At 30.1% G+C, this 24831-nt stretch carries 23 protein-coding genes and 1 riboswitch; of the genes, 1 reads left to right on the top strand and 22 read right to left on the bottom strand.

The window, feature by feature from the left end; genetic code table 11:
* The 8 genes from GOQ27_RS10605 to GOQ27_RS17510 all read right to left on the bottom strand — a co-directional run bounded on the left by GOQ27_RS10605 (nucleotide 1) and on the right by GOQ27_RS17510 (nucleotide 6716).
* Nucleotides 1-1671 (bottom strand): tetratricopeptide repeat protein, encoded by a 1671-nt coding sequence (locus GOQ27_RS10605; RefSeq protein ID WP_203366840.1) that lies wholly within the window; start codon nucleotides 1669-1671, stop codon nucleotides 1-3.
* Between the two features lie 60 nt (nucleotides 1672-1731).
* Complete coding sequence (locus GOQ27_RS10600; RefSeq protein WP_203366932.1) at nucleotides 1732-1908, bottom strand: hypothetical protein; 177 nt, start codon at nucleotides 1906-1908, stop codon at nucleotides 1732-1734.
* A 29-nt stretch (nucleotides 1909-1937) separates the two neighbouring features.
* Nucleotides 1938-2648, bottom strand: a complete 711-nt coding sequence (locus tag GOQ27_RS10595; RefSeq protein WP_203366839.1) for a hypothetical protein — start codon at nucleotides 2646-2648, stop codon at nucleotides 1938-1940.
* A 120-nt stretch (nucleotides 2649-2768) separates the two neighbouring features.
* Nucleotides 2769-3356, bottom strand: a complete 588-nt coding sequence (locus GOQ27_RS10590; protein WP_203366838.1) for a histidine phosphatase family protein — start codon at nucleotides 3354-3356, stop codon at nucleotides 2769-2771.
* Between the two features lie 27 nt (nucleotides 3357-3383).
* Nucleotides 3384-3926 carry a GNAT family N-acetyltransferase gene (locus tag GOQ27_RS10585; RefSeq protein WP_203366837.1) on the bottom strand — a complete coding sequence of 181 codons (543 nt, stop codon included), beginning with the start codon at nucleotides 3924-3926 and terminating at the stop codon, nucleotides 3384-3386.
* A 224-nt stretch (nucleotides 3927-4150) separates the two neighbouring features.
* On the bottom strand, nucleotides 4151-4621 hold the full coding sequence (locus tag GOQ27_RS10580) for a GNAT family N-acetyltransferase (RefSeq protein ID WP_203366836.1): 471 nt from the start codon (nucleotides 4619-4621) through the stop codon (nucleotides 4151-4153).
* A gap of 3 nt (nucleotides 4622-4624) precedes the next feature.
* A complete protein-coding gene (locus GOQ27_RS10575) occupies nucleotides 4625-5158 on the bottom strand; it encodes a hypothetical protein (RefSeq protein WP_203366835.1) in 534 nt (177 codons plus the stop codon).
* A 271-nt stretch (nucleotides 5159-5429) separates the two neighbouring features.
* Nucleotides 5430-6716: a murein hydrolase activator EnvC family protein gene (locus GOQ27_RS17510; RefSeq protein ID WP_203366834.1), complete on the bottom strand. Its 1287-nt coding sequence runs from the start codon at nucleotides 6714-6716 to the stop codon at nucleotides 5430-5432.
* 534 nt (nucleotides 6717-7250) lie between these two features.
* Here GOQ27_RS17510 and cooS point away from each other — a divergent pair.
* On the top strand, nucleotides 7251-9386 hold the full coding sequence (gene cooS, locus GOQ27_RS10565) for an anaerobic carbon-monoxide dehydrogenase catalytic subunit (protein ID WP_203366833.1): 2136 nt from the start codon (nucleotides 7251-7253) through the stop codon (nucleotides 9384-9386).
* A gap of 35 nt (nucleotides 9387-9421) precedes the next feature.
* Here the strand turns inward: cooS and GOQ27_RS10560 are convergent, their stop codons facing one another.
* From GOQ27_RS10560 to GOQ27_RS10495, 14 genes are all read right to left on the bottom strand, one after another.
* On the bottom strand, nucleotides 9422-10822 hold the full coding sequence (locus GOQ27_RS10560) for a D-alanyl-D-alanine carboxypeptidase family protein (protein ID WP_203366832.1): 1401 nt from the start codon (nucleotides 10820-10822) through the stop codon (nucleotides 9422-9424).
* 66 nt (nucleotides 10823-10888) lie between these two features.
* A complete protein-coding gene (locus GOQ27_RS10555; protein ID WP_203366831.1) occupies nucleotides 10889-11446 on the bottom strand; it encodes a DUF421 domain-containing protein in 558 nt (185 codons plus the stop codon).
* Between the two features lie 78 nt (nucleotides 11447-11524).
* Nucleotides 11525-11737, bottom strand: a complete 213-nt coding sequence (locus tag GOQ27_RS10550; protein WP_203366830.1) for an SHOCT domain-containing protein — start codon at nucleotides 11735-11737, stop codon at nucleotides 11525-11527.
* Between the two features lie 49 nt (nucleotides 11738-11786).
* On the bottom strand, nucleotides 11787-12299 hold the full coding sequence (locus GOQ27_RS10545) for a hypothetical protein (protein WP_203366829.1): 513 nt from the start codon (nucleotides 12297-12299) through the stop codon (nucleotides 11787-11789).
* Between the two features lie 182 nt (nucleotides 12300-12481).
* On the bottom strand, nucleotides 12482-13738 hold the full coding sequence (gene purD / locus GOQ27_RS10540; protein WP_203366828.1) for a phosphoribosylamine--glycine ligase: 1257 nt from the start codon (nucleotides 13736-13738) through the stop codon (nucleotides 12482-12484).
* Between the two features lie 11 nt (nucleotides 13739-13749).
* Complete coding sequence (gene purH / locus GOQ27_RS10535; RefSeq protein ID WP_203366827.1) at nucleotides 13750-15282, bottom strand: bifunctional phosphoribosylaminoimidazolecarboxamide formyltransferase/IMP cyclohydrolase; 1533 nt, start codon at nucleotides 15280-15282, stop codon at nucleotides 13750-13752.
* A gap of 2 nt (nucleotides 15283-15284) precedes the next feature.
* Complete coding sequence (gene purN, locus GOQ27_RS10530) at nucleotides 15285-15911, bottom strand: phosphoribosylglycinamide formyltransferase (protein WP_203366826.1); 627 nt, start codon at nucleotides 15909-15911, stop codon at nucleotides 15285-15287.
* Complete coding sequence (gene purM / locus GOQ27_RS10525) at nucleotides 15899-16939, bottom strand: phosphoribosylformylglycinamidine cyclo-ligase (protein WP_203366825.1); 1041 nt, start codon at nucleotides 16937-16939, stop codon at nucleotides 15899-15901. Before purM ends, purN begins: the two co-directional genes overlap by 13 nt.
* Nucleotides 16940-16951: 12 nt before the next feature.
* A complete protein-coding gene (gene purF / locus GOQ27_RS10520; protein WP_203366824.1) occupies nucleotides 16952-18358 on the bottom strand; it encodes an amidophosphoribosyltransferase in 1407 nt (468 codons plus the stop codon).
* Between the two features lie 15 nt (nucleotides 18359-18373).
* Nucleotides 18374-19078 carry a phosphoribosylaminoimidazolesuccinocarboxamide synthase gene (gene purC / locus GOQ27_RS10515; protein ID WP_203366823.1) on the bottom strand — a complete coding sequence of 235 codons (705 nt, stop codon included), beginning with the start codon at nucleotides 19076-19078 and terminating at the stop codon, nucleotides 18374-18376.
* Nucleotides 19079-19091: 13 nt separating this feature from the next.
* Nucleotides 19092-19586 carry a 5-(carboxyamino)imidazole ribonucleotide mutase gene (purE, locus tag GOQ27_RS10510; protein WP_203366822.1) on the bottom strand — a complete coding sequence of 165 codons (495 nt, stop codon included), beginning with the start codon at nucleotides 19584-19586 and terminating at the stop codon, nucleotides 19092-19094.
* A gap of 13 nt (nucleotides 19587-19599) precedes the next feature.
* Nucleotides 19600-23322, bottom strand: a complete 3723-nt coding sequence (locus tag GOQ27_RS10505; protein WP_203366821.1) for a phosphoribosylformylglycinamidine synthase — start codon at nucleotides 23320-23322, stop codon at nucleotides 19600-19602.
* A gap of 127 nt (nucleotides 23323-23449) precedes the next feature.
* Nucleotides 23450-23551, bottom strand: a riboswitch (purine riboswitch).
* A 149-nt stretch (nucleotides 23552-23700) separates the two neighbouring features.
* Nucleotides 23701-23910, bottom strand: a complete 210-nt coding sequence (locus GOQ27_RS10500; protein ID WP_203366820.1) for a zinc ribbon domain-containing protein — start codon at nucleotides 23908-23910, stop codon at nucleotides 23701-23703.
* A 130-nt stretch (nucleotides 23911-24040) separates the two neighbouring features.
* Entirely contained in the window at nucleotides 24041-24817 is a 777-nt protein-coding gene (locus GOQ27_RS10495; protein WP_203366819.1) for a patatin-like phospholipase family protein, read from the bottom strand.
* Nucleotides 24818-24831 lie beyond the last annotated feature (14 nt).

Raw genomic sequence — 24831 nt, 5'->3', positions numbered from 1 at the left:
TTATAACCTTCCTTCTAGATCTTCTTTCATTTTAATTAGCTCCTCTTTAGCAGGACCTTGATAGTCAGGATTTTCTTTTAGTATGTTGTCTATTATTCCCATTTTAAGGTTATCATGAAAAAGGATATCATCTTTTAAAAATTTTAAATAGCCTAAATATTTTTCTTCCATACCAGATAAATCTTTTAGCTTATTATATTCATTTAAAGCTTTTTGTAAATACTTAGGTTCATCTGAAATTTTTATTCCTTTTTCTAGTGTATCTATACCTTTATCCAAGTTGGTAATTAGCATTATATTCGATAAAAACATATAACTCTGACTGTTTTTGGGTTCTAGTTTTACTGATTCTTGCAAGGCATCTTGAGCTTTATTAAAATCATTGGTATAAGTATAGGAAAGTCCTAATTGATACCATGCTAAGCTATTTGAAGGATCAACTTGTATTGCTAATTTTAATACTCTAATAGTTTCTTTATATTTTTTTTGAGATAAATATAATTGAGCTACTTTCATAATAGGCTTAGGATCCATTGGATGTTCTTTAATATATTCTTCTAGCCCTTGAATTTTTTCCTCTTTAATAGTTACCTCCGGAAAGTATGAGACTCGAGGATAATTCTCCCAATCATTAGCATGAAAATTCCTTAGTATTGATTCATACTCTTCAATACTTTTCCCTGAGAAAGTTTTAAATGCTTCTTCAAAAGACATTTCTTTTGTTTTTAATAATATATCCTTAATTATCCCCTCGCCTTTTTCTGTTACTAGATAATATATAGCTCTATTACTTTGTTCATAAGCTTGATTCTTTCTCCAATCTTTTGAAGAAGATATGGTTGAAAAAGGAACTATTTCTTTTAACTCTGTATTCATTACTTTTTTAAAAACTTCCTCTTCCATTGTGGTTGCTACTCCTTCTTCGAACCAATGAGGCATAGAATCGCTACTTATATCATTTTGAATTCTAAACATATGAGAAATATAATGACTATATTCATGGCGTAAAATTTCTTCAAAATTATAATTTAAATTAGTATTAAAAACATCATAATATGCATCTTCTACAGGTATTGTTATTTGTTTAAGGTCTTCATAATAATATCCCCCAGTCCACTCATCTACTAACAAATCTTTTCTAAAGGTCTCTTCATCTGTTAATTTAATAGTTAATTCTTGACGTTCTACCTGTCCAAATACCTTTTCAGTATCTTCTTGAATCTCATCAATGTATACATTTATAAGATCTAATGCAGATTCTACATCTTTTCTGTATAATATTTTTATATTCTCCCTTTCATACTCTTGATAAGGCTCTCTTGATTTAGCTGTCTCTTGGGGCTTTCTTGTAAGGGAATTTAAAGTCTCATGGGAAGTTCCTGCTAACTTTTCCTTATACAATTTGGATACTCCAAGGGATGTCCCCCCTAAAGCAAATAGAACAGTTATTAATATAGTCATTCCTAGTTTGTTTTTATAAAAGAGAATGCCTTTATTTTTTATTCCCATTCTAATAATAGTGTATATAATTAATATTCCTAATAATATATTAAATACTATAGCTACCCTGTATAAATTATTAATATCTATATATGTTGCTGCTAGCATATATACTAAAGCTAATCCTAAATAAATTCCCATAGTTATAAATATCTTATTTACCACTTTCATCTCTAGTACCCCCATCAATCAATATTTTTCCACTTAAAAACTAACTGTCCTAATATAATTTCATTTCTTTACTTCTTCATTCTTATTAATATAGATATCTAATGCCTTGATTCCTCTTCTGGATACCTTTACTATTAATACAAATAAGTAAATACCACCTGCTAGCATTCCTATAAGAATTAAAATATTTATTAGAAATATTGAGTTAGCCATTGAGGCAGGACTTGTTAAATCCATACTTTACACTCCTTTAAAATTTTATTTTATTAATTAGAATTCTCTAACTTAAAACTTTGAATCTCTCCTTTATAGTACTCTAATTTAACAGACTTAGAGTAATCCTCGTTTACAAAAATCAATTCTATAGGAGCCTTTCGAGTTTTCGATGAACTAAATTCTAGCTCTTCCATCTTCTCTAAATCATATCCTTTTTTTAAAGCATATTCTTTTGCGATTCTTATAGGTTTAGAATCTAAATCTAATTTATCTGATAATATGAAATTTCCAATTCCTAATACTATAATGAATGCTATTGCTACTACAGTTAGCTTTCCATAATTCCTTTTACTCTCAGTAACTATTCCTATTATCCCCAAAGAAAATATATATTCTAAATTATTTATAGCATTAAGTAATAAAACATTTATAGCATTAGCTAAAACATATATAGATAATATGCTTATGAGTACAATAGCATAGTTGATATCATTCTTTTTTTCCACCCAAAATTCTAATAAATACATACCTCCAAAGAGTATGAGGATAAGCCAGGAAGCTATAAACCAATCTACCGATGTATCTGTTACTAAATATGTGTAATAGAAAATTACTAATATTCCAGGCAAGATTATAAAAAGAAATTTTAGTAATCTGTATATGATATTTTTTTTATCTATTTTATTAATTTTCACTAAAATCCATAATATAATAGAACTAACTACAATTATACTCCCTAATACAACTAATGGTGTCCACATATTTCCCCCTCCTTCTTATGATTATTTCTCCATCAAACTATTAATACCTTCTATTTCTTCAATTTTCTTCAAATAAATGAACCTCATATGAATTCATATGAGGTTCATTTATTTGTTTTGTTATTTAATCACTATAGTATTGCCATTCATTTCTGTTTCTACTATACTGATTACTTCATCATTTTCATTATACTTAATTGATATTATAGCAGGCATCTTTATCTTTCTCCAAAATCTATAGTCACATTTCTTTTCATAATGATTTAGCATTACACCTAAGAAAGTACCATGGGTACCTATCACTATTCTCTTACCTCTATTATCTCTGATAATAGACTCTATTGATTTTAATCCCCTTTCCCTTACTTCTCTAAGGGACTCTCCTTTATTAAGCTTATAGTCAAAGTCCTTCCATTGGTTATTAGCGAAAGAATCAAAATCATCAATAAATACATCAGATATTTTTCTTTCTCTAAGATTTTCAATTATATTAATTTCCATCCCTTTGAAATCAGCATAGGGTTTAATAGTATCAATGGCCCTTTTAAAAGGACTAGAATAAATCAAATCAATTTCTTTCTTCTTTAATATATTTAATACATCCTGCCTTTGATTTTCCCCTTCTTTAGATAAAGCTCTCTTTCTATCATCAGGAGTATAATTTACTTTTGCATGTCTTACCATTATAAGTTCTGTAATTTTTTTCATGTTTATTCTCCTTACTATGTTTATTAATTAAACTTCCTCTGCTAATATTCCATATCTATATGAATCATTCCATACAGGTTTATCATAAGAGTCTCTGTTAAAGAATACATTTTGTAAAAAATGAGCCTCTCTTCTCATATTTAGACGTTCTAAAAGTTTCCATGAAGCTATATTCTTTACATTCACTCCTGCCACAATTCTATGGGCATCACAATCTTCAAAGGCATATTGAAGTATTCTTTTACATGCTTCTGTAGCATATCCTTTATGATAATATTTAGGATTAAATACATATCCTAATGCCCAAGTCATAAATTTCTTAGGATCTGTTTGTTGAAAATATATATGACCTATCATCTTATCATTCTCCTTAAGACATACTGCCCAAAAACTACTGTCATCCTCTGCCTCATATCTCTCAATACTTTCTTTTATGCATTCTTCTTTTGTGAATACCCCATATGGTTCATATCTAACTACTTCTTCAATAGATAAATACTCATATAAGTCCTTCCAATCATCTGGTAGAAATCTCCTTAATACTAATCTTTCCGTGATCATTTCAACCATTATCCATTATCCCCCTTATGACTTAATCTTCCTCAATATTTAAGGCTACAACTCCCTCCAATATAGCCATAATTAATCCTACCATTCCTAAAATTCAAAGAATGCAAAGTAAAATAACTTGCTTACTACACTTATTCTTCAAAACATTACTGTTACCCTGCTTACTTATTTATATTTATTTAATAAAAAAAGATAACTATATTCATAGCTATCTTCAAATCCTTTTATAAATCTATGCTTAGCCTTATCATATCTGTACATTGAATTCCATTTTCATATATTTCTTCTTCATAATTTCTAATAAAAAAGTCTCTATCTATACCTACAATTCTAAATCCACATTTTTGATATAGGCCAAGTTGTCCTAAACTAGAGTTTCCTGTACCAATTTCTAAAGTTTTCATTCCTAATTGTCTAACTCTTTCAATAGCATCTAATACTATAGTTTTCCCTATTCCTTTTCCTTGATAATTCTCATTAACAGCAATATTGACTAATTCCATTGTATGAGGTCTAGTATATATTAAGACATATACTCCAACTATATCTTTTTCTTTTATAGCCAGATAGCATTTTCCTCTTTTAATATAATCCTCTACGATTTTTCGAGAAGGATCTGCAAGAAGTAACAAATCATGAGGTGCCTTTTCATCTTTTTCTAATTCTCTAATTAATATTTCTTTATCCAACTTCATTATTTATATCTCCCATGTATTTAACTTTCTATTTAAATATTCTTCTACCTTTTCTCTATCTTCTATAGGTATTTTAAAAAATATCTTTCTTTCATCTGAACCAAAAACTTTTTTATCAAATTTGTTTGTTCTAATTAAAAGCTTCAATATGTAATATTCCTTATTTCTTTTCTTTTTAATTTTATCATTCCATTCATAATTCAATACCTTTTTCCATTTTACTTGTGCATTATGAGTTATTATTCCATACTCATTTATTAAGTTTCTTCTTAATCCAGATATTAAATGAAGTATCGCTACTGTAAAAAAAGGTATGGAGTCCGTAATCTCTCTCAATTCATTATTATTAAATTCCCTTATACTATCTGTGGGTAAATACATAACTGCTATTAAAAACCACATTACTGAAAAATAAGCATTATAATGGATTTCCTTTATAGACTTAACTACTACTTCATATTTTCTTCTAATATACTCTTCTCTAATAATTATGATAAATATCAAAAGAAATAATATTCCCAAGATTACATCCCACATATCACAATCCCCCTTTACTATCTTAAATCTCATTATATTATCAAATACCATATTTTTCAATTAATTATAATCTGAATATTTCATAATATTAATAGAATTTTCTAAATATATACTTTATAATCTAAGTATAGAAACCAAAGGGGTATTACAATGGGTACTTTAGAAATAGGTGAATTTTAAGAGGAGCCAAATAGCTCCTCTTATTCTTATCTTTTAAAATATTTGACCTGAAAAAACAAGCACTATATAGTGCTTGTTTTAAAAGTTTCATTTATCTTAAATAATTCATTGGATTTCTATGCTTTCCATTTACTCTAATTTCAAAGTGAAGATGAGGTCCTGTAGAAGCTCCAGTACTTCCTACTCTTGCTATGGCTTGTCCTTGTTTTACGTATTGATTCTTACTAACTAATAAAGATGAATTATGGGCATATAAGGATGATGTTCCGTTATCATGAGCAATTATAACATAGTTACCATAACCTCTATATTTATTGTTTACTACAGTAATGACAATACCATCTCTTACAGCCACTACTGTTCTTCCACTTGGTGCTCCAATATCTATACCTGTATGCATTTTCCATACTTTAGAGATTGGATGTAATCTATTTCCATAAGAAGATGTAATTCTACCAGAAGTAGGCCATACATAACCTGTACTCTTTTCCACAACAGGTTCTACAGGTTTAGGTTCAACTGGAGTTGGTGGTGTTTGAGCTTCAGTACCTTCCTGATTATTTTTCTTAGCCTCTTCTGCCTTGCGCTTAGCTTCTTCCTCTGCTTTACGTTTAGCTTCTTCTGCTGCTTTTTTTCTTGCCTCTTCTAATTTTCTTTGAGCCTCTGCTTCTAATCTTTGTATATCTTTTTCTATTTTATTAGATTCATTTATTAATTCTTGATATTGACTCTCGCTCAATTGAATAGTTTGGTCTAGTTCTTTAGATAACTCATTTTTTTGTCTTGAGGCTACTTCCAATTCTCTTTTTTTATTTTTTAATTGTACAGTTGATAACTTAAGTTGTTTTTCTTGAGATGTTAATTTATCTTTCTTTGATTCTAAGACCTTCTTTTGTTTTTCCATTGATTCTAATAATTCATGATCTTTATCAGTAACTTTTTTTATAGTATCAAAGGTTTGTAAAAAATCCCCTATACTTTCAGTTGATAAAAGTATATGTAAATAGCTCACGTTATTGCCAGTTTTGTACATAGCTCTAAGTCTTTTATTTACTAACTCATTTTTTTCTTCAATTTCTTTTTGAGCTTTATCAATCTCTTTTTTACTTTTTTCTATTTCTGTTTTTGTATTATTTATATTAATTTGAATTGTTTCAAGTTCATTATTTGTGTTATTTATTTTAGAGTTTAATTCTTTTATTTCAGTTTCTACATTCTTTTTTTCATCTTTAGTAACTTCTATATTACCTTTCACTTCATCCATCTTTTGGTTTGTCTCATTTAGATCGTCTTTTTTACTTTCTATATCCCCATATACGAATGGTACATTAAGAAATAAAATTAAGCATAGTGATGCAGACACTCTTCTTAAATTCACTCATATTCCCCCTTAATTATAGATAGATATCCTTAAACATCTATTAATTCGACATCGAACAGTTTATATACTATAGTGAATCTCCATATAAATCCACTAAATGATGAATTTTTACAGAAAAATAATATTTCATATTTATTACTTTATACTATTTTTTCAAATAATATGTTACCTAACGGATACAAATATATATTAACATTTATCCTATACCTATTATATTATTATTAGGTAATTTTAGCAAATGATAAAATATTATGTCATATATTAAGTATAGCAGGGTTTTCTTGTAAAAATAGCCCTTTTCCCCTACTAAAAAATTAAATTAAAAAACCTATATTTTTTTAGGAACAAAGCACTAAATATTACACCTATATTACAAAAGTATGATTTTTTTCTTTTAGTAATATAGGTGTAATTTATATTTTTCTTCTATTCATTTTAACTTCTTCTACTTTCACCATTTTTTATGTATAAAAATAGACCTTAATATATACACTAATCAAAGCAGTAATTTATGTATAAGGAGGTAGTTTTATGTCAGATAAAGACATCAATAAATCTTATGAACGTAGTGCTGAGAGAATGAGAGGTGATAAAAAAACTTTAGGATCTCAATTAACAAATAAGGATTTTAATGATCCTACTATTCATGGAGATATACATAATGATATGGAAATAGATTATAATTCAATTGAGAAGTCTCCATCTATGGAAGATGTACATAAATGGCAAAGGGAACATATAAAAAAGGATGACCAAGGAAAAGATGGATACCCTTTAAATGTAATCATTGACCCTGCCATGCGAGAAATGTATCAAGCAGTAAATAAAGCAGGTATGACAAATGTTTTTGATAGATTCTCTGAACAGCAACCTATTCAATGTAAATTTTGTGTAGAAGGTCTATCTTGCCAATTATGTGCTAATGGCCCTTGTAGAATAAGTCCTAAATCTCCTAGAGGAACTTGCGGAGTTGATGCCCATACTATGGTAGCTAGAAACTTCGTATACAGACATGTTACTATAGGGACTTCAGCAAACATATTCCATGCCCACCAAGCAGCCAGAACTCTAAAAGCAGCTGGTGAACATCCTGAAAGTGGACTTAAAATTAGAGATCCAGAAAAACTTAAGAAGTATTCAGATATGGCTGGTCTAGATGCAAATAAACCAATAAATGAATTAGCAGTAGATTTTGCTAATTGGGTTATGAACGATATCCACAGTCCTTATGATATTCCTTCAAAGGCAGTTGAAGCTTTTGCTCCAACTAGGAGAAAAGAGTTATGGAAAAAACTTGGTTTATTCCCTGGGGGAGGATATAGTGAAGTTGCCTATGCACAAACTAGCTGTATGACAAATTTCAGGTCAGATCCAGTAGAATTTTTATTAAATAGTGTTAGACAAGGAGTAGCTAATGAGTATCAAGGCTTATTCCTTCTAGATATAATCCAAGAAATATTGATGGGTACTCAAGAAATAGCTCATAAGAAGCAAAATATGGGATTATTAAAAGATAATATGATTAATATTATAACTAATGGTCATATGCCTCTATTAGCCCATGTAGCAATCGACCTTGCTTCTACTGATGAATGGCAACAAAAAGCTAAGGATGCAGGAGCCGAAGGTATGCAAATTCTTGGCCATGTTTGTGAAGGTCAACAGCTTATCAATTATGAAGGAACTCATAATCAAAAAGGCTATGGTGGTCAAGAAGGAGAATGGCTATCTCAAGAGTATCTACTTGCCACAGGTGTAGTTGACTTATTTATGTTTGATTACAATTGTACTGTACCTACAATGCCATTATATGCAGAGAAATTTGGTACAAAATTATTAAGTACTCACCCTGTTATCAAATTACAAGGAACAGAGACATTGGATTTTGTTCCAGAAAAAATGAAAGAACAAGCATCTAAAGCCCTAGAAATGGCTATTGAATCCTATAAAAAACGTAAAGCTTCTAATAAAAAAACATATATACCTCCACATGTTTCTGATACTATGGTAGGATTTAGTACAGAGTCTGTGAAAAATGCTTTGGGTGGAAGCTTTGACCCTCTAATTGAACAATTAGCTAATGGTAATATAAGAGGAATAGCAACAATAGTAGGATGTACTACAGCTAGATATGGTCAAGGAGGTAGTAATATATTCAAGATTACTAAAGGATTAATTGAAAATAATATCCTTGTGTTATCCGGAGGCTGTACATCTGCTGTAATGCAATATACAGGCTTAACTGATCCAAAGGCTGCAGATGAATGTGGAGAAGGTTTAAAAGCAGTTTGTAAACAATTAGGAATTCCTCCAGTGCTTACTTATGGTGCATGTGTAGATATCGGTAAGATGACCCATACTGCAAAGGAATTAGCCGATGCTTTAGATGTTGATACCAACAAACTTCCATTGGTTATTGGTGCCCCTGAATATCTTGAACAAAAGGCAGTAGCAGATGCTTGTACTGCTGTGGCTTTAGGATGGCTAGTTCATGTAGCTCCTGTACCATCTATAACAGGAAGTGATTTAGTAGTCAAAACATTGACAGAAACCACTGAAACATTAGGCCTTGGAAAAGTAGTTGTAGAAATGGATGCAGAAAAAACAATACAAATCTATATTGATCATATCGAAAAGAAAAGAAAAGAGTTAGGTTTAACCACATAAATAGACTTTTAAAGGAGTAGACAAGAGTCTACTCCTTACTTTATATTCATATATTCTTCTAAAGTTAATTCCTTATCATCTATTTCTTTTGCTATATCTTTACCTACATATCTTATATGCCAGGGTTCATACTGATACCCAGTAACCCTCTCTTTCCCTTTAGGATAGCGGATAATGAATCCAAATTTATAACTATTTTCTTTGAGCCACTTTCCTTCTTTAGTTTCACCAAAATTTTGTGAAAGTCTGAATCCTACTGATTCACTGGTTATATCCATGGCTAATCCAGTCTGATGTTCACTTTCTCCAGCTTTTGCACTAAATCTATTTGCTTCTGTCATTCCCCTAGTCATTGTTTTTATACCAAATATTTGTCTTTGTCTATCATAGGATCTATATCCCGATTGAGCATAAAGAATTACCCCTTCTTTTTTAGCTGATATAAACAATTCTTTTAAAGCACTAGCAGAATCATGTCTTAATAGCTTTTTCTCATCATATTCTTCAAATGTAAACCTTACACTAGGTATAACTAAATTTTCTGGTTCATAATCAAAAGGTAAACTATACTCTTTATTTACTACTACTAATGTATTGCTAAAGTTATTTACTATTCTATGGTCTGACAATATAGCTTTTATTAGATATTCTCTAGTATTAGGACCATATACTCCATCATTCATTAACTTATAATATTGACTTTGGAAGTCTTTAATAGCCCATTCTGTTGTTTTATCGTATTCTCCACTTTCCTTTATAATGTATCCTAAAGTATTTAATGCTCTCTGCACCCTTTTTACATCTTCACCATTATGTCCTAACCTAATAATCCCCGGAGATAATTTATGAATAGTTTGAAGTATATCAGATGATGGAATATATATTTCGTCTCCAGGATATATCATATTACTCACTAATTTATTATGAATTCTTAATTCTTCTACACTTATATTATATTTAGCAGAAATTTCATATAAAGTATCTCCATATTTTACAATATAAATACCCTTTAAGTTTTGAGGAATTATTAATTTTTGTCCAGGATATATCATATTGTTACTAAGATTATTTATTTCCTTCAGTTCTCCTATATCTACACCAAATTTATTTGCTATTTTATATAATGTATCCCCTGATTTAACAATATAAGCTTCATCCTGTTGTATTTGAGCTTTTTCTACATTAGAACTAGCCTCTGCTTGCATGCTACTAAATGGAAGAGATGCTATAAGTAAGGGTCCCAACATAACCTTTACTGTTTTGAACTTAATATTTGGCATATTATTTTTAACATAATTTAATATACCTTCTTCAAATCTTTCTGATTTATTTTCCTCTAGTCCATTAAACTCCTTAGCAAATTCACTTAAATCACCTTCTAAATAGAGGATCAATGTACTGTCACTCTCTATTTTATAACCTATAAAATTATACACATAAACACCACCTACAACTCAGATAATGTTAATATTCTGCCCTTTATAAATGAATTTTATCTAATGCTATTTCAATTTTTTATTATCTTTATTAGTATATTTAATCTCATCAAATATATTTGATGAATTATCCATATTGATATTTCCACTTATGAGCTTTTCAAATTCACCTATAGTTAAAGGCTTATATTCTCTTTTTAACTCATATCCTAACTGGCCATTTGGTTCTATTGTAGCATATTTAATTTGATTAAATCCTGATATACCTTTTTCTCTTAATCTCATTTCCAACTGATCTGCTGTCATTCTAAGTTTTTTTAGGTTACCTACCTGTATTTCTCCATTCTCTATTACAATAAGAGATTTACCTGTGATTAATTTTTCCATAAAATTCATCTTAATTTGTAAGATTTCAAGAATTATTGTAAATGATATAAATATCCCAGCGATTATTACCGTCCTTAATACACTTTTTTCTGCAATAGGTTGAACAATTAATGATCCAATAGAGATCATAATTACCGTATGAGAAATTGTCATTTGAGATATTGATTTTCTTCCTGAAATCCTAAGAAATACTACTCCAGCCGTCAATAATATTATTGCTTTATATACAAAACTCATATTTCATCCTCCTAAGTATAAATAGTGTATGGAGGATTATTTCTTTTATTCAAAAAAATAAAGACTCTTAAAGAGTCCTTATAATATATCTCTATTTTTTATTCTATGATATTCTTCTTGAGTTATTTCTCCTTTTTCTAGCTTCTCATCTAATGATTTATCAAACTTATCTTTATCTCCTCTATACTTATAAAAATTTCTCACAGAAAAAATCAACACAAAGACAAAAATCATAGGCCATAATATATTAATTATTATATTTAATAGGGATGATTCAAAAAAATTTATCATATTAACCTCCTAATAAATATCTATTTTTAGTTGATCTATACCCTTGAATCTATTCTACTAAAGAAGAATACTTGTTTTTTCCTGTAAGTTTTTCAGTGGATTTAAAATTATCCTTTGGTTTATCACTAAATAAAAAAGAATCTAAATCATGTAATATTCTATGGGCATATATTATCATTTCCCTATCTTTTTTTATCTCACCCTTTTTTAATAATTTTGATGCTATTATTAAATCGTTTTTTAATTCTCTGTCTGCTATACTTTGTGCAGCATCTTCTAATTTAACTCCTAATCTTTTAAATTGATTATAATCTTTAGGTTTTCTATTCCACCCTATTGAATTATTTAATTTATCATGAGAAGTACTTATCAACATAGAAATGTCTTCAATATCGTTATCTTCCTTTAAATTCATTAACACTTCCTGTTGTTTATCAAGATTCTCTTGCAATTCTTCCTCTGTATATTTATCACTACTGGTCAATTTATCTTTTAAATATGTACAACCAGATATATTTAACAACATAATTAACACTAAAGTTATTATTATAGTTCTTTTCAATATGATTCCTCCCATATTATTGTATTAAATACCAAATACTAGTGTAACCAATAATAATAATAATCAAACAACCCCAGTTCCTTTAAAATCGAGTCAACATTACTTCCTTTTTTTATATATTCTACATATATATGAGAAATCCTTTGAAATAATATGTAATATTAAAAAGAAGATAGCATTTGCTATCTTCCAATATCTTTTCTATACTGTTTTCCTTTATATTTTATCTTTTCTAAATCTTTATATACTATTTCTATAGCATCTTCAATATTATCACCTAAACCGGTAATTCCTATTACTCTACCTCCATTAGTATATGTTTTCCCATTTTTGTTTATTGTTCCACTATGGAATCCTATAGAATTATCCAAGGAATTTAGCCCTTTAATTTCTTTGTATTTTTCATATTTTAATGGATATCCTTCCGATGCTAGAATCACACATATAGAAGATTTATTAGACCATTCTATATCTTGTTTATCTAAATTTCCCTCCAATACTGAATCTATTATATCTACTATATCTGTTTTTAATCTAGGCATTAGAGCCTGAGTTTCAGGGTCACCAAATCTTACATTGAATTCTAAAACTTTTGGAACACCCTCCACTATCATAATCCCAATAAATAATATTCCTTTATATTCTATTTCTTCTTTTTTAAAGCCCTTAATAATATTATCTAGGATTGTGGATTTCACTTTCATAGATATTTCTTCCGTATAGTATTTATTAGGAGAGTAAGTTCCCATTCCTCCAGTATTAGGACCTAAATCATTATCATAAGCCTTTTTATAATCTTTTACACTTTCTAAAGGAGTAATAGTATTCCCATCACATAAACATAATACCGATGCTTCTATTCCATCTAAATACTCTTCTATTATAATTTTATTCCCTGAGTCTCCAAATATTTTATCCTTCATAATACTATCCAATCCATGAACTGCTTCAATCTTATTTTTGGCAATTATTACACCTTTTCCTGCTGCTAGTCCATCAGCTTTTAATACTAGAGGATAGTGAAATGTATTTAAATCTTCAATATATTCTAATGCCTTTTGATAATTCTTCACTTCTTTATATGCTGCAGTAGGAATATTATATTTTATCATGAAATTTTTAGAAAAAACTTTACTTCCCTCTAAGAGAGATGCTTTCTTATTAGGACCGAATACCTTTAAATTTTCTTCATTAAATCTATCTACTATACCATTTACTAAAGGTTGCTCTGGTCCAACAATTGTTAATTCAATATTGTTATTCTTGACAAAATCTATAATCTTTTCAGTATCACTTAAATCAATATCTGATATCTTAGCTATTTCACTTATTCCACTGTTTCCAGGTATAGAGTATATAGTATTTATCTTAGGACTTTGAGATAATTTCCATATAAGAGCATGTTCTCTTCCACCACTACCAATTACTAATACATTCATACTAATCCCCCCTAGTGTTTAAAGTGTCTCATACTAGTAAATACCATGGCTATTCCATACTTATTTGCCATATCTATGGATTCTTGATCTTTTATTGAGCCTCCTGGTTGAATTATTGCTGTTATGCCTGCTTTGGCTGCTGTTTCAACAGAATCTGAAAATGGAAAAAATGCATCTGATGCCATTACAGCACCTTTTGTAGATTGGTTTGAATATCTTATTGCGTTTTCTAGGGACCATATTCTACTAACTTGTCCTGGACCAACCCCTAGGGTTTGTTCATCTTTAGCGATAACTATTCCATTAGATTTAATATGCTTACATACTTTCCAAGAAAATATCATATCATTCATTTCATTTTCAGTAGGTATACGTTCAGTTACTACTTTTAAATCTTCATTTATTAGTTTATTATCTTTATCTTGAACTAATAACCCTCCAGTGACTCTTTTTATATCAAGCCCGTTATCTTTGTCCGTTATATCTTTCAATTTTAATATTCTTATATTTTTCTTTTGTTTCAATATCTCTAGTGCATCCTCATCATAATCAGGAGCTATTACTATTTCTACAAAAATCTTATTTATCTCTTTAGCTACTTTTATATCTATAGTTCTATTAGCTGCAATAATCCCTCCAAATATTGACTTAGGATCAGCTTCATAGGCCTTTATATATGCATCATAAATATCATATCCTTCTCCTACACCACAAGGATTCGTATGCTTTACTGCTATAACTGTAGGATTATCAAACTCTTTTAGGGTTTCTATTGCCCCATTAGTATCATTTATATTGTTAAAGGATAAATCTTTTCCGTGTAGTTTTATAGCATTAATTAAAGATCCTTTAGTTTTAGTAATTTCTTTATAAAAGGCTGCCTTTTGATGAGGATTCTCCCCATATCTCAGATCTTCAATCTTTTCATATGTTAATGTTAGATCATCAGGGAATTCTTGTGGAACGTCATTGGATAAGTAATTGTTGATAAGAGTATCATATTTAGAAGTATGACAAAAAACTTTTTTAGCTAGTGTGTATCTTAAATCAGAGTTAGTATCTCCATTATCCTTTATGTGGGATAAAACTTTTTCATAGTCTTTTGGGTCTACTATCACAGTTACATCTCTATAGTTTTTTGCAGCAGATCTTAGCATCGTAGGCCCACCAATATCTATATTCTCTATGGCATCTTCTATAGTAGTATTTTCTTTTAATATTGTTTCCTTAAAAGGATAGAGATTTACCACTACCAGATCTATAGTTTCTATTTGTAAATTACTTAGTTGTTCCATATGATCATTATTATCTCTTATAGCTAATATACCTCCATGGACCATAGGATGAAGGGTCTTTAATCTTCCATCTAAACACTCTGGAAATTTAGTTATTTCATCTATAGAAATTACTTCTATACTATTCTCTTCTAGTTTTTTGTATGTTCCTCCAGTAGATATAATCTGTACCCCCATTTTTACTAATTCCCTTGCAAATTCTACTATACCTTCTTTATTAGATACACTAATTAAAGCTCTTTTTATCATAATTAGTCCCTCCTTTTTACTATCCTTCCTTCAATAACAAGCTTATTTTCTGCAAACAATTTTATTGCTTTAGGTAGTATCTCGTGTTCTATCCCTAATACTCTTTTAGATAAACTATCTACCGTATCTTCATCAAAAACCTTTACTGCTTCTTGTATAATAACAGGTCCTGTATCAGTATCTTCATCAACAAAATGGACTGTTGCTCCCGTTATTTTGACTCCATAGTCTAATACAGCTTTGTGGACAAATGAACCATAATATCCTTTCCCACTAAAAGAAGGAATTAACGAAGGATGTATATTTATAATCTTATTTTTATATTTTCTAACGATACTTGTATCTACTATACTCATATACCCTGCTAATACTATAAGGTCAATTTCCTTTAACTCTAACACTTCTAAAATTTTATCTACTCTACTTTCATTGTCAGAATAATTACTTTTTCCTATATATACTGAGGGTATACTTCTTTCTTTTGACCGCTCTAGTCCTTTAGCATCTTTCCTATCAGATATAACTAAAGCCACTTCTCCCTTAATCTCTTCTCTATTAATACTGTCTAATATAGCTTCTAAATTACTGCCCCTACCAGAAATAAAAACTGCTATTTTTATTCCTGCCATAATTTTACTCCTGAATGAGTATCTACTACTTCACCGATTATATATGCCTTTTCATCTATGGCTTTCATCTCATCTAATACAATATCTGATTCATCTTTAGAAACTACAATAATATATCCTATGCCCATATTAAATGTTCTAAACATTTCATCTCTATGGATATTCCCTAATTTCTGTATTAATTTAAAAATTTCAGGTCTATCCCAACTTGATAAGTCTATATCTACTCCTAACCCCTTGGGTATTATCCGTGGTATATTCTCATAAAATCCTCCTCCAGTTATATGAGCCATACCTTTAATATCAAATTTTTCACTAAGTCTAGAAACTATATCCCAATATATCTTGGTTGGAGTCAAAAGGACCTCCCCTAATGTACTGCCTAATTCTTGAATGAAGGTATCATGGGTCCACATTAATTTTTCAAAAAACAATTTTCTAACTAAAGAATAACCATTGCTATGAATTCCACTAGAAGGTAATCCAATGATTATATCCCCAGTTTTTATATTTCTACCGTCTATCAACTTTTCTCTATCCACTACTCCTACTGCAAAGCCTGATAAATCATATTCCTTACCTTTATATAGCCCTGGCATCTCTGCTGTTTCTCCTCCAATTAAAGAGCAACTAGCTAGTTTACATCCATTTGCTATCCCTTTAACTACCTCTGCTACCTTTTCTCCTTCAAGGTTTCCTGTAGCAAAATAATCTAAGAAAAATAATGGTTTTGCTCCATGACATAATATATCATTTACACACATGGCTACTAAATCTTCTCCAATAGTATCATGCTTATCCATCATTAATGCTAACAATAGTTTGGTCCCTACTCCATCTGTTCCTGAAACTAAAACAGGATTATTAATTCCTGTAAGATCTAGATTAAATAATCCTCCAAAGCCTCCTATAGTAGATATCACATCCTTTGAAAATGTTTCTGTTATATGAGACTTCATAAGATTTATGGCTTTATTTCCTTCATCTATATTTACACCCGAGTCACTATATGTTAATCTATCTGTCATATCTCCACCCCCCTATTTTTCCATAGAAAACTTACATAATGTATCAGGAACTTCCATTGGATAGTCACCTTTAAAGCAAGCTGTACAGATATTATCTTTAAGTCCTATAGACTTGATAAGCCCCTCTTCACTTAAAAATGCAATACTATCACAAGCAATTCTTTGTCTAATTTCCTCTAATGAGTACTCTGAAGCTATAAGATGTTTTCTCTCCGGGGTATCTATCCCAAAATAGCAGGAATATTTAACTGGCGGAGAACTCACTCTCACATGAATCTCTTTAGCTCCTGCTTTTTTTAACATAGATATTATCTTTTTACTTGTAGTACCCCTTACTATTGAATCATCTACTAATATTATTCGTTTCCCTTCTACATTCTCTCTTAATACACTTAATTTTAATTTCACTAATAATTCTCTCATATCTTGAGAGGGTTCTATAAATGATCTACCTAGATACTTATTCTTAATTAATCCTTCTCTAAAGGGGATTCCTGATTCTTCAGAATATCCTATAGCAGCTAATGTACCTGAATCTGGGACAGACATAATTAAATCTGCTTCCACTGGAGCTTCCTTAGATAATATTTTTCCTGCTTCTATCCTACTCTTATATACACTTCGACCATCTAATATACTATCTGGTCTAGAAAAGTATACAAATTCAAAAGAGCAGAGGGCTTTCTTTTTTTCATTTGAAAAGGTAATTGAGTTTATTCCATTGTCATCTATTATTACTATTTCTCCTGGCTCTACATCTCTTATATATTCTGCTCCTATTACATTAAAGGCACAACTCTCAGATGATAATACATAACCATCGTCTAATTTACCTATAGCTAAAGGTCTTAATCCATTAGGATCCCTTACTCCTATAAGTTTATCTTCGTATATTAAATTTAATGCATAAGCTCCTTTTATACTTTTCATTGTTCTTATTAAAGATTCTTCTAATCCATAACTGTAATTTTTGGCAATCAAAGTGGCAATTACCTCCGTATCAATAGAGGTTTGAAAAATATAGCCCTGTTTCTCCATCTCTTTTCTTATTTTAGGAGCATTTATTAGATTTCCATTATGAGCTAAGGCTATTGAACCACCTATATATTGAACAACTAGAGGTTGAGCATTGATCACATGACTATCTCCAGTAGTGGAATATCTAACATGACCTATACCTATATTTCCTTCTAACCTCTTTAATATTTTCTCATTGAATACTTCTCTAACAAGACCCATTTCTTTATAATAGTTCATTCTTTTATCCTTACACACAGCAATCCCAGCACTTTCTTGTCCTCTATGCTGCAAAGATATAAGACCAAAATAAATTCGTTGTGATATATCTTCTATAGATTTTGAATAAATACCAAAGACTCCACATTCTTCTTTTAGCTTATCTGAAGATATTCTATACATATCTAAGACCCCCAACTAATTATTTAATCTTCCTAATACTTCTTTATATGCATCTTCTACATTCCCTAAATCTCTTCTAAATCTATCTTTATCGAGCTTTTCTTTGCTATTTTTATCCCATAGTCTACATGTGTCTGGAGAAATTTCATCTGCTAATATTACTTCTCCCTTATGGATACCAAATTCTAATTTAAAGTCGATCAAATCAATATTTTTCTCTCCAAAATATTTAGTTAATATTTCATTTATTTTAAAGGCATAGTTCTTGATTTTTTCTACTTGATTTGGTGTGGCTAAATCTATTGCCTCTATGTGATATTCATTTATCATTGGATCTCCTAAGTCATCATCTTTATAACAAAACTCTAAGACTGTATTTTTCATTTTTGTTCCTTCTTCTAGTCCAAGTCTTTTTGCTAAGGAACCTGCTGCAACATTTCTAACGATTACTTCTAGGGGTAAAATATCCACATCTTTAACTATCATCTCTCTATCATTTAATAACTCAATAAAATGAGTAGGGATATCCCTTTCTTCTAAAACTTTGAATAGTAAGGCTGACATTTTATTGTTTATTACACCCTTTTGTAAAATCGTTCCCTTTTTCTCTCCATTAAAAGCTGTAGCATCGTCTTTATATTCGATAATATATGCGTTAGAATCATCAGTTTTATATACTTTTTTTGCTTTACCCTCATATAGCATATCTAATTTTTTCATAATAGATTTCCCCCTATTCATCTCTACTTATTTTAGTTATTCTTTTATCCTTTTCTTCCACTTCTTTAATCATTATCTCTCTATAAGCTTTAAGCTTTTCCTTTAACTCTGGATATTTAACCGATAATATTTGAATAGCTAATAAAGCTGCATTTTCGCCTCCATTTATAGCTACAGTAGCTACTGGTACTCCTTTTGGCATTTGAACTATCGATAGTAAAGAATCCATCCCATCCATAGTAGATGACTTTATTGGTAATCCTATCACCGGCAAAATGGATATCCCAGCTAATATCCCTGGTAGATGAGCAGCTTTTCCTGCTGCAGCTATAATTAATTCAAATCCATTCTTTTCTGCATTATTTGCGAATTCTATAGCTTTAAATGGAGTTCTATGGGCTGATATTACTCTTGTTTCAACTTCTACTCCAAAGTCCTTTAATATTCTCACACCCTTACCTACTATTGGATAATCTGAGTCACTGCCCATTATTATTGCTATTTTCATATATACCTCCTCCTTATTTATAATAATTTATTCCTGATTGGAATATCTTCTGATCATAATTCCCTGGATTATTTTTATACAATCCCTTACCCACTCTCTCAGAATGTCCCATTTTTCCAAAGACCCTACCATTAGGGCTAGTAATGCCTTCTATATTCAAGGTTGAACCATTGGGATTAAAATCTAAATATTGAGTAGCTATTTGACCAGTGGAGATAAGTTTCTCTAGCATCTTTTCTGATACTACAAATCTACCTTCCCCATGGGATATAGGTATTTTGTGAACATCTCCTATATTCACTTCATTTAGCCATGGAGATAAATTAGATACTACTTTTGTTTTTACAATAGTTGATATATGTCCTATTTCATTATTAAAGGTTAAAGTAGGAGATTCTTCATTAATATCAATTATTTCCCCCTGGGGTAGCAATCCTAATTTTATTAGTGCTTGAAATCCATTACATATTCCTAAAATAAGACCATCTCTATTTTCTAGTAGATTAGAAATGCTTTCTTTTATATATGGATTTCTAAATATTGTTGCAATAAATTTCCCTGAACCTTCTGGTTCATCCCCTGCACTAAATCCTCCAGGTAATGCTATAATTTGAGATCTTTCAATTATTTTCTTCATGCTTCTGATAGATTCTCTTATTGTTATAGCACTTTGATTATTAAATACAAAAGTCTCTACTTCTCCTCCAGACCTTTCAAAAGCTCTTATCATATCATATTCACAATTAGTGCCCGGGAATATTGGTATGAACACCTTTGGATTAACTATGTTTATTGATCTTTTTATTAAATTTCCTTTAGTGTATTTTATATCTAAAGCATGGGTTATTTTTTTACCTTTAATCGGAAATATCTTTTTTAATGGTTCTTGTAATGCTAAAATTACTTCATCTAATGCTATATCTACTTCACCATATTTTATAATAGGATTTTTAATTGTCTTACCAATAACTCTATGTCTTATATCCTTTAATTTTTCTAAATCATTCTCATTCATTTCAACTAAAAGAGAACAGTAGTCAGGTTTAAATAAGTCTACTTCTCCTATAAATTCAACTCCTATTTTATTTCCAATAGCCATTTTTGTTACAGACTCAGTAATTCCTCCGTGACCAATAGTATGAGTTGCCAAAACCTTTCCTTCTTTAATTAATTCATTTAACCTTCTATAACTCTTTCTAAGTTGTTTGAATTTTGGTATATCCATCTCATCTTTTTCTACTTCTAATAAAACTACTCTACTCCCTACCTTTTTAAATTCTTGACTGATAATATCCTCTACATCTGAGGGAGCTACAGCAAAGGATACTAATGTAGGAGGTACATTTAAATTTTTAAATGTGCCAGACATGCTATCTTTTCCACCTATTGCGGGAATATTTAATTCTTTTTGAACCTTCAAAGCTCCTAATAAAGCTCCAAAGGGTTTTCCCCATTTTTCAGGATTAGTACCTAGTTTTTCAAAATATTCTTGTAGTGTAAGGCGTATACCGTCTAATTCTCCTCCTAAAGCTACTATTTTTGCTATAGAGTGTAATACCGAATACATAGCCCCATGAAAAGGACTCCATTTTGCTATTTTAGGATTATACCCATAAGTCATGATTGTACAAGTTCTAGTATCTCCCTTTAATACTGGAATTTTAGCTACCATACCTTCAGCTTCCGTAAGTCCATATTTCCCTCCATAGGGTAAAACAACTGTAGATGCTCCTATTGTACTATCAAAATTTTCTTTTAATCCTTTTTGATCAGCTATATTTAGATCTTTTAATGTATTAATCCAATCAGCTTTTATATCTATTACATCTTGTATTCTTGTATAACTATTAAAGTAATTTTCAATTTGACTTGGATTCCTTACAAATACGCTAGTTCTTTGAGTTATGCCATTTGTATCTAGAAATGATCTATCTAAATCTACTATTTTCTTTCCCTTCCATTCCATGATTAGACGATTGTTATCAGTTATTTCTGCTACAATTGTAGCCTGTAAATTTTCTTGTTGAGCTAGGTGAATAAATCTATTTGCATTCTTACTATCTACCACCACAGCCATCCTTTCTTGAGACTCTGATATAGCTAATTCTGTACCATCTAATCCTTTATACTTTTTAGGGATCTTATCCAAGTTTATATTAATACTGGGGGCTAATTCACCAATTGCAACGGCTACTCCTCCTGCTCCAAAGTCGTTAGATTTCTTTATCAACGTAGATACTTGACTATTTCTAAATAATCTTTGTATCTTTCTCTCCTCAGGAGGGTTCCCCTTCTGTACTTCTGATCCACATTTAGATAATGAAGTTTCATCATGTTTCTTTGATGACCCTGTAGCTCCTCCACATCCATCTCTTCCCGTTTTACCTCCTAATAAAATAACTACATCTCCTAGTTGAGGAGATTTTCTTATAACATTTTTTTTAGGAGTTGCAGCTATAACTGCTCCTATCTCCATTCTCTTGGCGATAAATCCTTCATCATATACTTCTGATACTTGTCCTGTAGCTAATCCTATCTGATTTCCATAGGAGCTAAATCCTTTTGCTGCTTCAGTAGTTATCTTTATTTGAGGAAGTTTACCTTTGGTGGTTCTAGATATGTCTATCCTAGGATCACCACTGCCAGTTATCCTCATTCCTTGATATACATAACTTCTCCCGGATAAAGGATCTCTAATTGCACCTCCAAGACAAGTAGCAGCTCCTCCAAAAGGTTCTATTTCTGTTGGATGATTGTGAGTTTCATTTTTAAACATCACTAACCACTTTTCTATCTGTCCATCAACATCTACATCAACCTCTATACTGGCTGCATTTATTTCCTCTGATATCTCTAAATCATCTAAAATACCTCTTTTTCTCATCTCTTTCATAGCAATAGTAGCAATATCCATGAGGGTTATATCCCTATCCTCATTTCCGTATACAAAATTTCTAGATTTCAGATAATCAATATATGAATCTTTAATAGACTGATTATAATAACCCTCTTCAATCTTGACTTCATCAATATTTGTCATGAAAGTAGTATGTCTGCAGTGATCAGACCAATAAGTATCTAGTACTCTTACCTCTGTTATTGTAGGATTTCTATTCTCTCGATTTTTAAAATATTCCCTTACAAAATCTATGTCATCATCGCTCATTACTAAATTAAAATTTCTTTTGATATCCTTAGCTTTAAGCTGTTCTCTATCTATAAATCCTTCTAATGTCATTACCTCAAAAGGTTCTTCATATTTAATATCTATACTCTCAGGTTTCTCTAAGGTTGCCTCTCTAGAATCCACAGGGTTAATAATATATTTCTTTATCTTATCTATCTCTTTCTTTGATGTTCCTTTTAATACAATAATTTTAGCTGTGTTTATAATGGGAGTGCTATCTTCCTTTAATATTTGAATACATTGTATAGCAGAATCTGCCCTTTGATCATATTGTCCTGGTATATATTCTACTCCAAAAGCTATTTCATCATTTTCTATAGGAAAGTCTTCTTCAAATAATATATCTACATTGGGCTCTGAAAATATTGTTGTTTTACTTTTTTGATAAAGATCATTTTCTATACCTTCGATATCATATCTATTAAGAATTCTAAGATCCTTTACTGTTTTTAGTCCTAAATTTTCTTTTAGTGTACCTAATAATTCCTTAGCTGGACTATTAAAATCTTTTCTTTTTTCTACATAAATTCTTCTTATAATAGCATCCATCCCCTTTATGATAACTTTTTTAGAAAATAAAAAAGCCCGAACTAAAAAATCTCTCCTAAAGGGAAATTTCTTAGTTCAGGCTTTTATTCCTGAAGATAACTCTATAAAGGCACTGAATATACAGCACCCTAACTAAAATTTCACCCATAGTCAGATGATTTACGGTCATCTGGTAGAGACTCTCGGACCTTATTTCCGATATTATATGGATCCTCTATTCACTTTTCATTTTCATAATAACAAAGACTATTATATAAGTCAAGAACTTTTATGAATTATATTTTATTATACATCTATATAGTTTGCATTATTACGCATTATATTTTCATTAATTTTAATATAATTCGTAATATAAGAGGCTATGTATAAACATAACCTCTAACCGCCAAAGAATAAATCAAATATATTACTTAAATCACTAGTTTTTGCCTTATAAATTTCTGTAAACTTACATTTTGAACATGTTACTGTTGAAAATCTCTCACTTTGAACATCAAAAAGCTTTGACAATGTACCTCCAGTTGCTTGAAATTGACCTGTTTCATAACCTCTAGTACCACATTTTGGACATTCCCATCCTCCATTCATACAAACCCCTCCTTACTGTATCAAGATAATTGATAACATTATATCACATTATATTGAGTCTTGAGACCTAATATTCTTCTACATTCATTTTCACAACTTATTCTAACTAAAATCAATAGAGTTATATATTTTATAATTTAATGTTTTTTGCAATTTCATATCCTTCTATAAAAAGCTTTTTACAAAATTCTTGTTCAAATCGTAGAGTATCTCCAGGTTCAAAGTCAATTGTAGGTTCGATAATAATCAAATCTTCCTTATCATAGTTTTCTAATATATATTCTGGGGGCTGATAGTTTTTCACAAAAGGAATAATGAAAAGCTTATCCACCTTTTTATCTATAAACTTATCTAAAAAGTTATTGTTTAGTATTCCACCGTCTAAATTATATCCATCATACTTTCCCTCTACTAATTCAGCTTTAAATTGTTCAAAAGCTATTTTAGAATTAAAGTTCTTCATAGCTTCTTGTAAAGATATATTTGTCTGTCCTATATAAGGTAATAACGAACTATATTTTATTACTTCTAACCCTTCATCCTTCGATATTTTAGAGATATTAACTTGAATTTCTTTAGGCACTCCATTTCTTATTGCTATGTAATTTACATAAAAATCTTTTACATCTTTACTTCTTCCATCAAGATTGTATAATTGATTTATTAGTGATTTGTTTTCTATGACTTTGTCCTTAATAATCTGGTCTTTTAATGCATCTTCATCCACTGTAATCCAAGTTTTCTTCATAGTTTCTATTTTTTCTGTATAGACAAAATAGCCATTAATTGCACCTATAGATGTGCCAGAAATAACATTGAACTCTATACCCCTCTTCTTTAATCCATAGAGCACACCAGCTTGAAATGCACCTTTAGCACCGCCACCTTGTAAATATAATCCATTCATACTTATCACTCCAA

Origin of the sequence: Anaeromonas frigoriresistens (assembly GCF_016820655.1) — a bacterium.
Classification (GTDB): domain Bacteria; phylum Bacillota; class Clostridia; order Tissierellales; family SIT17; genus Anaeromonas; species Anaeromonas frigoriresistens.
Note: the sequence above shows the minus strand (reverse complement) of the source record. Positions and strands in the feature narration are given on the sequence as shown.